6 protein-coding genes are annotated in these 13,052 nt (G+C 70.5%); 3 read left to right on the forward strand and 3 right to left on the reverse strand.

What is annotated here, in order from left to right; translation table 11 throughout:
* Nucleotides 1-122: 122 nt before the first annotated feature.
* Genes recC through recD form a run of 3 tightly spaced genes read left to right on the forward strand, consistent with a single transcriptional unit; the run spans nucleotide 123 to nucleotide 8,799 of the window.
* On the forward strand, nucleotides 123-3,512 hold the full coding sequence (gene recC / locus IBJ82_RS05185; RefSeq protein WP_194824738.1) for an exodeoxyribonuclease V subunit gamma: 3,390 nt from the start codon (nucleotides 123-125) through the stop codon (nucleotides 3,510-3,512).
* Nucleotides 3,509-6,871, forward strand: coding sequence for a UvrD-helicase domain-containing protein (locus IBJ82_RS05190; RefSeq protein ID WP_370585154.1), 3,363 nt, complete (start codon nucleotides 3,509-3,511; stop codon nucleotides 6,869-6,871). The genes recC and IBJ82_RS05190 overlap by 4 nt, the downstream gene beginning before the upstream one ends.
* A complete protein-coding gene (gene recD, locus IBJ82_RS05195; RefSeq protein WP_194824740.1) occupies nucleotides 6,868-8,799 on the forward strand; it encodes an exodeoxyribonuclease V subunit alpha in 1,932 nt (643 codons plus the stop codon). The genes IBJ82_RS05190 and recD overlap by 4 nt, the downstream gene beginning before the upstream one ends.
* An 81-nt stretch (nucleotides 8,800-8,880) precedes the next feature.
* On the opposite strand, the gene IBJ82_RS05200 is transcribed toward recD, so the two are convergent.
* The 3 genes from IBJ82_RS05200 to IBJ82_RS05210 form a co-directional block, all read right to left on the reverse strand.
* Nucleotides 8,881-11,196, reverse strand: coding sequence for a DUF4153 domain-containing protein (locus IBJ82_RS05200; protein ID WP_228536443.1), 2,316 nt, complete (start codon nucleotides 11,194-11,196; stop codon nucleotides 8,881-8,883).
* Between the two features lie 72 nt (nucleotides 11,197-11,268).
* Nucleotides 11,269-12,306: an ATP-binding protein gene (locus tag IBJ82_RS05205; RefSeq protein WP_194824741.1), complete on the reverse strand. Its 1,038-nt coding sequence runs from the start codon at nucleotides 12,304-12,306 to the stop codon at nucleotides 11,269-11,271.
* Complete coding sequence (locus IBJ82_RS05210; protein ID WP_194824742.1) at nucleotides 12,303-13,004, reverse strand: response regulator transcription factor; 702 nt, start codon at nucleotides 13,002-13,004, stop codon at nucleotides 12,303-12,305. Before IBJ82_RS05210 ends, IBJ82_RS05205 begins: the two co-directional genes overlap by 4 nt.
* Nucleotides 13,005-13,052: the final 48 nt, after the last annotated feature.

The following is a 13,052-nucleotide window of genomic DNA, read 5'->3' on the forward strand; positions in this document are numbered from 1 at the left end:
CGTCGAGGGTGCCGCAGGCGGGGCCGGGACGTCTTGCGGTGTGGCGTATTTCACTAGCCCGGTCCAGTGGTGGTGGCGGGGTCGCGCGATTGCGGGTCGGTCGCTGGGCGTATAAACAACGGATGCCGTTGCACCTCCATCGCGCCGAACGCGCCGACGCGCTGGCCGACGGACTGGGGCGTTTGCTGGGGGCAGTACCCGCCGATCCTTTCGTCGCGGATGTGGTCGCGGTGCCCGCCAAAGGGGTGGAGCGCTGGTTGGCGCAACGGTTGTCGGGTGTGCTCGGTGTGGTGGATGCCGGGCGTGGCCCGGTCGGTGACGGGATAGCCGCGAATATCGCCTTCCCCGCGCCTACCGCGCTGGTGGCCGAGGTACTGGCCGGTGCGAGCGGGATCGCGCCCGCCGACGATCCGTGGGCCGGTCAGCGACTGGTGTGGACCCTGTTGCGGGTGATCGACGAGGTCGCCGACCAGCCGTGGGCCGCGGTGCTGGCGCGTCATCTCGGCCTTCCCGGGACCGATCACCGAGTCGGCAGGCGCTACGCCACCGCCGCCCACCTCGCCGCGCTGTTCGACTCCTACGCCGCCCAACGCCCGCAGGTGCTGCTCGACTGGACCGCGGGCGCGGACACCGACGGTGCGGGCGGGCCGGTGCCCGACGATCTCGCGTGGCAGCCGCAACTGTGGCGCGCACTGCGCACAGCGGTCGATGCTCCGAGCCCGGCCGAACGACTCGCCGACGCCTGCGCCCGGCTCCGCGCCGAACCGGACTCGATCGACCTGCCCGAGCGACTCTCCCTTTTCGGCCTGACCAGGCTGCCCGCCGACCAACTGGCCGTCGTCACCGCTCTCGCCGCTCACCGCGACGTCCACCTCTGGATGGCGCACCCGAGCCCGGCCATGTGGACCGCGCTCACCGATACTCGGGCGATCGCCGACGTCGAGGCGAACTACGAGGGGGCGGTCGGCAGTGGAGTCGGTGCCACGGTGCGTCCGCGCGCCGCCGACCACACCGCCGATCTGGTCTCCCACCCCCTGCTGTCAGGACTGGCCCGCGACGTCCGAGAGCTGGAACAGCGCCTGAATCCTTTGTTGGACAGCGACACTCACCTTCCCGGTGAGGCGGCCACACATTCACTGCTCGGTGTCGTACAGGCTGCCGTGCGTGCCGACCGAGCCCCCGAGCCGGGCGCGACGCCAGACGGAAGTGTCGAGGTCCACGCGTGTCACGGCCCGGCGCGGCAGGTGGAAGTGCTGCGGGATCTGCTGCTCACGACGTTCGCGGCGGATCCGACGCTCGAGCCGCGTGAAGTGCTGATCATGTGCCCGGACGTGGAGGCGTTCGCGCCGCTGGTGCGAGCGGCGTTCGGGCAGCGCGGCACCGGCGTGGACCTGCCGGTCGAGGGCGAACATCCGGCGCACCAGTTGCGGGTGCGGCTCGCCGATCGCGGGCGGGCGGTGACCAACCCGATGCTGGCCGTGGTGATCGAGCTACTCGACCTTGCCGACGGTCGCGTCACGGTGACGCAGGTGCTCGACTTGGCGGCGAGCGAAACCGTGCGCCGCCGTTGCGGGTTCGACGACGACGACATCGAACGGCTGCGCGAGTGGGCGGCCGAGTCGGGCGCGCGGTGGGGGATCGGGCAGCGTCAACGCGAGGCGTTCGGCCTTGCCGATTTCGCCCAGAACACCCTCAACGCGGCGGTCGACCGCATCCTGCTCGGCGTCACCGCCGACGAATCCGGCGACGACTGGCTCGATCTGGCACTGCCGCTCGACGATGTCGACTCCAACGACGTCGACCTCGCGGGCCGCTTCGCCGAGTTCATCGACCGACTCGCGGTCTGCCTGCGCGACCTGCGCGGTCCACGCCCGGCCGTCGAATGGACCGCCGTGCTGCTGCGGGCCGTCGAACTGCTCACCGACGTGCCCGACGCGCATGCGTGGATCCGCACCGAAGCGCGCCGCGAGATCGTCGCCGCCACCGAACACGCGGGCGACACCCCGCTGCGTCTGGCCGACGTGGCGGTCCTGCTGACCAGTCGTCTGGCGGGCGGCCCCGGCCGCGCGAACTTCCGCACCGGCGAACTCACCGTGTGCACCCTCGTGCCGATGCGGTCGGTGCCGCACCGCGTGGTGGTGCTGCTCGGCCTCGACGACGACGTCTTCCCGCGTCCCGGCAGTGTCGACGGCGACGACCTGCTGGCCCGCGACCCACTGGTCGGCGAACGCGACGCGCGCAGCGAAGACCGCCAACTCCTCCTCGACGCCGTCATGGCGGCAGGCGAGACACTGCTGGTCCTGCACACCGGCGCGGACCCGGTCACCGGCGCCGCGCGTCCGCCCGCCGTCCCGGTCGCCGAACTCCTCGACGTGCTCGCCGGCCACGTGGGACCGACGGCCATGGACGCCGTTCACATCCGTCACCCCCTGCAGGCCTTCGACCGCCGCAATTTCGCCCCCGAGAACCCGCGCAGCTTCGACACCGTCGCCCTGGCCGGTGCGCGCGCCGCCGCCCGCCCGTCACAGCCGCGGCCACCGCTGCTCACCGCGCCGTTACCGCCCGCTCCCGCCACGGATGTCGCACTGGCGGAACTGATCTCGTTCGCCGAGCATCCGGTGCGCGCGTTCCTGTGGCAGCGGCTCGGCCTGCGGGTGCCCGAGGAATCCGAGGACATCGCCGATCAGCTCCCGATCGAACTCGACGGCCTGGCGAAGTGGGACCTCGGCGAACGAATGCTGACCGCTCGGCTCACCGGCGCCGACCCGGCGGGGCTGCGCGCCGCCGAATGGCGTCGGGGAACGTTGCCCCCCTTCGGTTTCGGGGCCAAGGTGCTCGACGAAGTGGAGGGCACGGTCGATACTCTCGTCCGCACCGCACTGCCCGACTACGAAGCGCCACCACGTGCCGTCGACATCGCTATCGACCTCGGCAACGGCCGCACCCTCGCGGGCACCGTGCCCGAGGTTCGTGGGGAAACTCTGGTGCGCACCACCTACTCGCGCCTGGCGCCGAAACACCGGCTCGCGTCCTGGGTTTCGCTGCTGGCCCTCGCCGCCACCGAGGACCGATCGTGGCAGGCGATCAGTACGGGACGAGGTCAATTCCGCAGCAGACCGGTGGCGAGATCGGTGATCACCGCACCCGAAGCGCCTGCCGCACTGGCGATCCTGCGCGACCTGGTCCGGTTGCGCGACGAAGGGCTGTGCGAACCGCTGCCCTGCGCGCCCGCCGCCACCGCCGCCTATGCCGAGCGCCGATTCCGCGGTGACAGCGTCGCCGACGCCCTGCTCGCGGCCGAACACTCCTTCGACGGCGGCCCCAACGGGCCCGACAAGTTCGGTGACCACACCGACCGCTACCTGCGCTATGTGTGGGGCCGCGCACCCCGATTCGCCGGTCTCGCCACCGAACCCAGCCGACCGGGCGAGCCGGAGAGCACCCACTTCGGTGCCCTCGCGCGCCGCTGGTGGGCGCCGCTACTCGCTGCCGAGAGTCAGGGACAGCCGTGACGGGGACCGTATCGGCGCCGACCGCGTTCGACGCCACGGGTCCGCTGCCCCAGGGCACCACCGTGCTCGAGGCCAGCGCCGGCACCGGCAAAACGCACGCCATCGTGGGGCTCGCGGTGCGCTACGTCGCCGAGGCGGGTATCGCGATCACCGAATTGCTCCTGGTCACGTTCAGCCGGGCGGCCACCCAGGAACTGCGTGAACGGACCAGGGATCGTTTCGTCACGGTGGCGACCGCACTGGCCGAGCCCGACACGGCACGTCACCACCAGGACGAGCTCGTCCGGGCGATGGCCGATACCGACCCCGCGACCGTGCGTCTGCGCAGGCACCGATTGCTCACCGCCCTCGCTGATTTCGACGCGGGCACCATCGCCACCACCCACTCGTTCTGTCAGCGGATGCTCGACGAACTCGGTCTGGCCGGTGAACACGATCCGGGCGCCCGGCTGGTCGAATCGGTGGACGAACTCGTCGCCACCGTCGCCGACGACCTGTATCTGGCCCGCTACGCCCGCGACCGCGCCCCCTTCACGTTGCGCGATGCCCACACCCTGGCGCTGGCGGCGGTCCACGACCGCCACGCCGACCTCGCGCCGCGCACCGATGGCGCGGCGGGGGAGCGTGTCGCCTTCGCGACCGCCGTGCGCGCCGAAACCGAACGCCGCAAACGCCGTGCGGGACTGCGTGATTTCGACGATCTGCTCGTCCTGCTGCACGATGTGCTGGCCGACCCGCAACACGGCCCACGCGCCTGCGCCAGGATCAGGCAGCGGTACCGGGTGGCACTGGTCGACGAATTCCAGGACACCGATCCCCTGCAGTGGGACATCCTGCGCCTGGCCTTCCACCAGCACGCCACCCTCGTGCTGGTCGGCGACCCGAAGCAGGCCATCTACGCCTTCCGCGGCGCCGAGGTGCTCAGCTACCTCGACGCCGTGGCACTGGCGGACCGCCGCAGCGAGCTCACCCGCAACTGGCGCAGCGACGCCGGACTGCTGCGCGCTATCGACCACCTGTGTGGCGGTGCGGAATTGGGCCACCCCGAGATCAGCGTGTATCCGGTCACGCCGACCCGCCCGACGACCCGACTGCACGGTGAACCCGAGACGATCAGCCCGCTGCGACTGCGGGTGCTGCCTCGGACCGGGGCCGGTCCGCGCAATCGGTCGGGGTTCCCGTCGGTGGGCAGACAGCGCGCCAAGGTCGCCGACGACCTGGCCGCCGACATCGTCACCCTGCTCGAATCCGGTACCGCCATCGACGCCAAACCCCTACGCGGCGGGGATCATTCGCTCAGTGAGGTCGGCGACGGCCGGGTGCGCAGGCCGATCGGGCCCGGCGATATCGCGGTGCTGGTGCGCACTCGATCCCAGATCGATGTGGTGCGTGCGGCGTTGGACCGGGTCGGGGTCGCCTCCGTTCTCGCCGGTGGCACCAGTGTCTTCGCGACCGTCGCCGCGACCGACTGGCTGTGGGTGCTGCGGGCTCTGGAACAACCGCATCGCGGTGACCGGGTGCGGCTGGCTGCGTGCACACCGATCCTCGGGGTGACCGCTGCCGAGATCGACTCGGGCGGTGCGGATCTCGTCGGCCGGGTGTCGACTCAGTTGCGCGATGCCGCGCGATTGTTCGCGCGCGCCGGATTCGCCGCCGTGTTCGACAAGCTCGCCACCGAAACCGATCTCGCGCCGCGCCTGCTCGCGGTGGACAACGGCGAACGCGAACTCACCGATCTGCGCCATCTCGCGCAGCTGCTCGACGAGGTCGCGCTGGCCGAGGGGCTCGGCCTGACCGCGCTCACCCGCTGGCTCGCCGACCGTGTGCGTGATCCGGAGGCCGGCAGTATCAGCGGTCGCAGCCGCAGGCTCGATCGGGACGCGGCGGCAGTGCAGATCGCCACCGTGCACGCCAGCAAGGGCCTCGAATTCCCCATCGTCTACCTGCCTTTCACCTGGGACAGTGCCAAGAACCCCTATCCCGCGACGCTGCTGTTCCACGACGACAACGGCACCAGGGTCCTCGATATCGGCGGCAAGGAGGCCCCCGGCTACGGCGAGCGCCAATTGCGGTGCGAGGCCGAGGAATCGGGGGAGGAACTGCGGCTGCTGTATGTGGCGCTGACCCGGGCGATGTGTCAGGTCGTCGCGTGGTGGGCGCCCGCGGTGACCACCGGCGCCGCGCCGCTGCATCGAATGATGCTGGGTCGGCGGCCGGGGTCGGCGCAGGTACCGCGCCGGGCGGAGATACCGGCCGATACCGCTGCGGCGCAGAGGATTTCCGAGTGGGCCGCCTCGGCTACGGACGTGATCTCGGTGACGATGGTCGATCGCCCCGAGGATGTGGCGCCGCGGCGGGTGCGCTCCGAGCTGCCGACCGGTGAGCTGGCGGCCGCGGGGTTCACCCGTGCGCTCGACCAGCAGTGGCGGCGCACCTCGTATTCGGCGCTCACCGCCGGTGCGCACGACGCGCCAGGGGTGAACGACGAGGAGCCCGAGGACGGCCCGGGTCCTGACGACGAGCCGACCGAGGCGCCGGTCGACGCCCTCACCGGCAGCACGGCCGCCCCGTCGTTGATGAACGATCTGCCCTATGGCGCCGAGTTCGGCACGCTGGTCCACGGCGTGCTCGAAACGGTTGATACCTCGGTGCCCGACCTCGCCGCCGAGGTCCACCAACGGTGTGTCGAGGCCGTCGAGCACACGATGGCTGAGCTCGACGTCGACCTCCTGTCGTCAGCGTTGCTCGAAGTCCTGCGCACCCCGGCCGATTTCGGTTCCCTGGCAGCGGTCGCGACCCGGGACCGGCTCAACGAACTGGAATTCGAGCTGCCGCTCGGTGGCGGCGATACCCCCGGTGCGCGCTCGGCGGGGATGCACGCCATCGCCGCGCTGCTGCGCACCCACCTGCCCGCCGACGACGACCTCGCCGGGTACGCCGATCATGTTGCCGCACTGCCCGATACGGTGCTGCGCGGTTATCTCACCGGCAGCATCGACGCAGTCCTGCGGGTGCCCGACGGAACGGGTGGGCTCCGCTATCTCATCGTCGACTACAAGACCAACCGGCTCGGCACGGGCGACCTCACCGTCGAGCACTACCGTCGCGACCACATGGTCGCGGAGATGATCCGTTCGCACTATCCGCTGCAGGCGCTGCTGTATGCCGTTGCGCTGCACCGTTATCTGCGCTGGCGGCTGCCGGACTACGATCCTGCCCGCCATCTGGGTGGGGCCAGGTATCTGTTCGTGCGCGGCATGATCGGCACCTCGACACCGCCGGGCCACGGCGTTTTCGATTGGTACCCGTCCGCGCAACTTGTTGTCGCGCTGTCGGATCTGCTCGCGGGGGAGCGATGACCTCTATTCAGGTGGCGCAGCGGGGAACCGGGCTGCTGCGGGTGTTCAACGAAGCGGGCGTCCTGTCCGCCGCCGACGTGCACGTAGCGGTGCGGTTGGGTCGGATGGGGCGGGAGGACAGCGAGGACGTGCTGTTCGTGGCGGCCCTGGCCGTGCGCGCGGTGCGCTCCGGATCGGTGTGCCTCGAGCTGGCTCGGATACGTGAGATCGGCATCGACGCCGACGAAACTCGCGACGGCGCCACGGGAATCGACCCGGCGACGCTGCCGTGGCCGGACATCGATCGGGTGCTCACCGCCCTGCGTCGCAGTCCGCTGATCTGCGGTGGGCAGTCCGGTCCACTACGCCCGTTGCGGATCGTCGAAGCCGACGCCGAGGGCGGCGCGCTGCTCTACCTCGACCGGTACTACCAGCAGGAACAAACCCTGCGACGAGTGCTCACCGAACGCAGTGCCGACCACCCCGCGATCGATACCGAACTCGTCCGCGCACAACTGGATCGGCTCTTCGCTGACCCCCTCGGCGACGGCCCCGACCGGCAACGCCTGGCCGCGGCCCTCGCCGCGACCCACTGGACCACCGTCGTCGCCGGTGGCCCCGGCACCGGCAAAACCCACACCATCGCCCGCATCCTGGCCCTGCTCACCGCGCACCGCGGCGCCTCGCCGAAGTTGCCCGCCCTGCGTATCGCCCTCGCCGCACCCACGGGCAAAGCGGCGGCCCGGCTGCAGGAGGCGGTGCGCGAACAAGCCGCCGTCCTCGGCCTGCCCGAACTCACCGCCTCGACCCTGCACCGTCTGCTGGGCTGGCAACGTGGCCGCACCACCCGATTCCGCCACCACGAACACAATCGTCTGCCCTACGACGTCGTCGTGGTCGACGAGACCTCGATGGTGTCGCTGACGATGATGAGCCACCTGTTCTCCGCCCTGCGCCCCGATACCCGCCTGGTGCTCGTCGGCGATCCCGACCAGCTCGCCTCGGTCGATGCGGGTGCGGTGCTGGCCGACCTCGTGGCCGGGCCGGTCAGCGGTGCGCCGAACGAGGCGCTGCGTGAGGTGCTGGGCGAGGTGGAGCTGCCGGGCGTGCCCGAGGTGGTCGACCCGAGTTCGGCGGCCGGTGCGCAGGCACCCTCGCTCACCGATCTCGAACAGCGGCGTCTGCAAGGCGGGATCGTTCGATTGACCAGGGGCAGACGGTTCGGCGGGCGCATCGCCGACCTGGCCGTGGCCGTTCGCGCGGGCGACGCGGACACGGCGCTGGCCATTCTGCGGGCGGGCGGGGACGACGTGTCGCTGTGCGCCCCCGATGAGACCCGCGCTGTTCGGACGGATGTGACCACCGCCGCCCTCGCCGTCACGGCCGCCGCCGAGGCGGGCGACGCGAGCGGGGCGCTGACCGCACTGGAGTCGCACCGGTTGCTCTGCGCCCATCGCCAGGGCCCCTTCGGCGTGGAACGCTGGGACCGGATGGCGGCCGAGTGGGCCGCGGCCGGTGGCGCGGGACCCGAAGGGCCGCAATCGGTCTGGTACCCGGGTCAGCCGCTGCTGGTCACCGCCAACGACCACGAGGCCCGGATCTACAACGGTGACACCGGCGTCATCATCCGCCGCCCCGACGGCTCGCTGCGCGCGGCCCTCCAACGCGGCAGCGAGCCCTATCTGGTCCACCCGACCCAATTCCCCGCCGTGGTCACGGTTTTCGCCATGACCATCCACCGCAGCCAGGGCAGCCAGTACGACACCGTCTCGGTCGTGCTCCCCGAACCCGAATCCACGCTGCTCACCAGGGAACTCCTCTATACGGCCATCACCAGGGCCCGTACTCACGTCCGCATCATCGGCACCGAGGATTCCATCCGCGCCGCGATCGGTCGTCGTGTCCTGCGAGCAAGTGGCCTGTCCAGAACCGTTGCGCCACAGGAATAATCGCTGGCGCGCCGGGCCTGGACGTGTTGTTCGAAGTCGCGGGGCGCGGTCGCCCGTGGTGAGCGACCGCATCCCGATGCGTCAGCGAGCTGAGCTGCGCGACCAGTTCCAGGACCACCACTGGTCGTCGTCGAGGTCGTCGAGGACGGGGGTTTCGATCTGGGTGCGGAGGTTGTCGGGCAGCGGGTCGAGGGCCGGAAGGATGTCGGGCGAGAGGTTGCTCAGGTAGTCCGCGTCCAAGCGGCCGCTGGTTTGCCAACGGTCGATATTGCGTTCGGCGACAAGGTGTTCCGGGTTGAGTAGCGCCAGTGCGATGAGGGTGCCGAGTGCGGTGCCGATCGCGGCGCGCGGCACCCAGCTCCAGCGCAGTCGCGCGATGGCGATCAGCACGAGGACGTAGACGAGGCCGACCCAGAGCTCGCACGTCGTCACCAGCAGTCGCAGCACGGTGAACCCGTAGGCCTGCTGATAGGTCCACATCCGGCCGAGCGCGGAGCACACGATCACCAGCGCCAGCACGCTCACCGCGCTCAGTAGGATGCGCAGCGATCGGCGGTCGGCGGCGGTTTCCTGCGCCGACCAGTGCAAGACGGCCAGAATCACGGCCAGCGTCAGAATGCTCACCGCCGACAACTGCCAGAATCCGCTGCGCGCGTACTCGGCGTAGGTCAGACCCGCGGTGCGCTGCACGTAATCGTCGCCGCCGAACAGCGCGACGAACTGCGCGCCGACGAACACCGCGAACAACACGATCAACGCCCCGACCGGCAGCATCCACTCACTGCGCGACCACAGTCGCACCGGCCGCACCGAATCCGCCGCGTGCGCAGGCGGCCCCGCGAGCAGATACAGCGCCGCCAGCACGCCCACCGTGACGACCACGAACAGGAAGATCCACTGCCACGCCGCCGGACCGTCCACGGTCGGGACGAGCCCGTTCAACAGCTCCGCGAACGTCGCGTCCGCCCCGCCGAGCAGGGGCACGAACACCACCAGCAGCGCCGCCGTCGCGGCCACCGAAACCCCGTATCGACGGACGCTGGAGGTCCCTACCGACCGCGACTCCCGCAACCCCGAGAACGCCCACGGCACAGCGCCGAACGACGCCAACGGCACCGCGAACATGTCGTGCACGATGCCACGCACACTGCGTCGTCCCAACACCGCCATCGACCCGGCGACACACGCCGCGATCACACACAGCACGAACAGCCATCCCGCCGCCCGGACCGTCCCCACCCCCAGCAGCACAATCGCCGCTGTCGCCCACCACGCTCGATCACCGATCGAAACGGAGTGGGAAGCAACCTCGTTCGACGGCGTTGTGCGGTCGGTGGCAGGTGCCGTCGCGGCAGACGGGTCGTCGGCCGCAGCCGAATCAGCAGTCTTCGCAGCGATCCTCGCGGACTTCACGCCGTTGTCGGCAGCGCCGACCTCAACCGTGGGTCGGTCGCCCGTGGGATCGGCCGATCGATCGATGGGCGTGTGGTCGTCGCTCGTCGCGGCGTTCGCAGGCACGGCATTGTCGCCCGTGCCGGTGGTCACGGTGCGGCCCGATTCGGTACCTTCATTGGCTGCCGAGGCTCCCTCGGCGCTCGGCGCTGCGAGATCATCGGATGCTGAAAGTGCCAGTGGTTCAGTAGCTTTCGCGCTGGTACCTTCGGCCGTGGTCGGCCCCACCGTGGGCGGAGTGGTCGCAGGTGGTCCTCCGGCCGTCGGAGCCGAATCCGACGAGCCCTCCTCTGGCGTTGCGCGCGTCCGTGCGCGATAGTCGACCGCGCAGAGGGCTCCGGTGATGGCGGCACCCGTGAGCAGCCAGCCGATGCCAGGGCGGTCGAGCGGGATCACGGTGGCGCCGACGATTCCGGCGAGGGCCGCGGCCGGGAGGGCACCGGGTGGGCGCGCTACGCGCTGCCAGCGTGGGGGAACAGGCGGAATGGGCGGTGGCATGGCGACAACCGGCGACATGGTCTGCCATGCGGCGGCTCGTGCGGCGTCGGGCCCGGGACGAACGGTTGTGCGGCTCGAAGCGAGCAGGGTCGCGAACGGTACCGAGTCGGCGGGGCTCTGCGTCGCAGGCGATTCCTTGCCCGGCACCGGCGCCGCGGTCTTGGTGAGCACAGTTGTCGACTGGGTACCGGGGCTTGTCGCACCGCCGCCCACCTGCGGACCACTCACGGCATCGGATGCGCTACCGGAGTCGGGCTCGATCGCCTCGTTCGCTGCGTCGTCGGCGGATGTCCCGGATCCCGTTGTGCCGCTGCCAGTCACGGCCTTGCCGCTGCGGGGCAGAACTGTCGCGGTCGTCTCGGTGCCGGGCTGACCGGCAACGGCATGGGTAGCGGCACTTTGGCTGTCAGCCGGGATCGGACCCTCGGGTATCGGGTTGTCTGACATGGTTTCTCCTCCTGGAGGTGTGCGGATTCGTCCCGGCACCGAGGTGTCGGGAGGGTGATCTGGATGTGGGGGTCAGTCCGTGGGGAGGACGACGCGCATGCGGGAGCCGGGGTCGGCGACGGCGATGGAGCCGCCGTGCAGGTCGATCACCCAGCGGGCGATGGCGAGGCCGAGGCCGGTGCCGCCGCCGTCGGTGCGCCCGCCACGGGTGAAGCGGTCGAAGACGGTGGCGCGCTCGGCTTCCGGGATGCCGGGGCCGTCGTCCTGGATTTCGAGGACCGTCCCCTCGGGTCCGGTCGACGCCGAGACCCGGACCTCACCGCCGGACGGGCCGTGCCTGGCCGCGTTGTCGAGCAGGTTGAACAGCACCTGGTGCAGGCGCGCCCGGTCGGCGAACACGGTCGCGTCAGCGGGTTCGATCGAGGTGGTGAACCGGACACCGCGGCCGAGCGCGGCGGTCATCACCTCGGCTTCGGCGATCACCTCCGCCAACAGCGGTGTCAGCGGCAGGATTTCGCGATCCAGCGTGAACGCACCCGCCTCGATGCTGGACAGGTCGAGGAGTTCGGAGACGAGCAAACCGAGGCGTTCGGTCTGGGCCAGCGCGGTGCGCAGTGTCGCCGGGTCGGGTTCGCTCACCCCGTCGACCAAATTCTCCAGGACGGCGTGCAGTGCGGTCACCGGGGTGCGCAGCTCATGGGACACATTGGCGATGAGGTCACGACGTTGTCGGTCGGCGGCGGCCAGGTCGGCGGCCATCTGGTTGAACGCCGTCGCCAGCTGACCCACTTCGTCCTGCGAGGTAGCCCGCACGCGAAAGGTGTAGTCGCCCTGAGCCATTCGCCGCGCTGCTGCGGTCATCTCGCGCAGCGGGCGGGTGATCCCGTGCGCGAGGAACTGTGAGGTGAGCAGCGCGATCCCGATCGCCGCCACGGTGGTGCGCGGCGGCAGCCAGCCGATCTTCAGCCGGAAGTACCCGAACGCCACACCGCCCGAACACAACATCAACACGGCCAGTTTGAGCTTGATCGACCGCAGTCGGTCCAATGGCCGAGGCAGTACATCGGCGATCCGGTCCATCAACGCCGCGGTGCGTTCCGGCGCCGTCATCGGGCGTCCAGGGCATACCCGACACCGTGCACGGTGCGGATGAGATCGGCACCGAGCTTGCGCCGCAACGCTTTCACATGCGAATCCACCGCCCGTGTGCCCGCCGCGTCGGACCAGTCCCAGATGTCTTCGAGCAGTCGTTCCCTGGCGAGTACCGCTCGCGGACGTTGCGCGAGTCGCGTCAACAAGTCGAATTCCAGTGGGGTGAGCCGTGCCTCGGTGTCGCCGCGCCACACCCGGCGTTCGGCGAGATCTATGCGCAGATCGCCGACGACGATGCTGTTGTCGCCGCGCTCGGCGGCCCGGTCCACGCGCCGCAACAGCGCGTGCACGCGGGCGGTGAGTACCCGCATCGAGAACGGCTTGGTGAGATAGTCGTCGGCGCCGACACCGAGCCCGATGAGCTGATCGGTCTCGTCGGTGCGCGCGGTGAGCATGAGGACGGGCACAGGGCGCTCGGCCTGAATCCGGCGGCACACCTCCAGCCCGTCGAACCCCGGCAACATCACGTCGAGGACCACCAGATCGGGTTCCCCCGAAAGCGCCGCCGCCACCGCGGCGGGCCCGTCGTGTGCCAGGTCGACGGTGAACCCTTCGGCCCGCAACCTGGCAGCCACGGACTCGGCGATCGTCACCTCGTCATCGACCACCAGGACCCGGCGTGCCGCCTGTCCTGTCCCGCCCCCACTGTTGTCCATGGTGCGACCCTAGCGAGCGGGTGTGGAGGGTTGCGTCGCCAAATGTGG

The organism is Nocardia sp. XZ_19_231 (assembly GCF_015355705.1).
Lineage (GTDB): Bacteria > Actinomycetota > Actinomycetes > Mycobacteriales > Mycobacteriaceae > Nocardia > Nocardia salmonicida.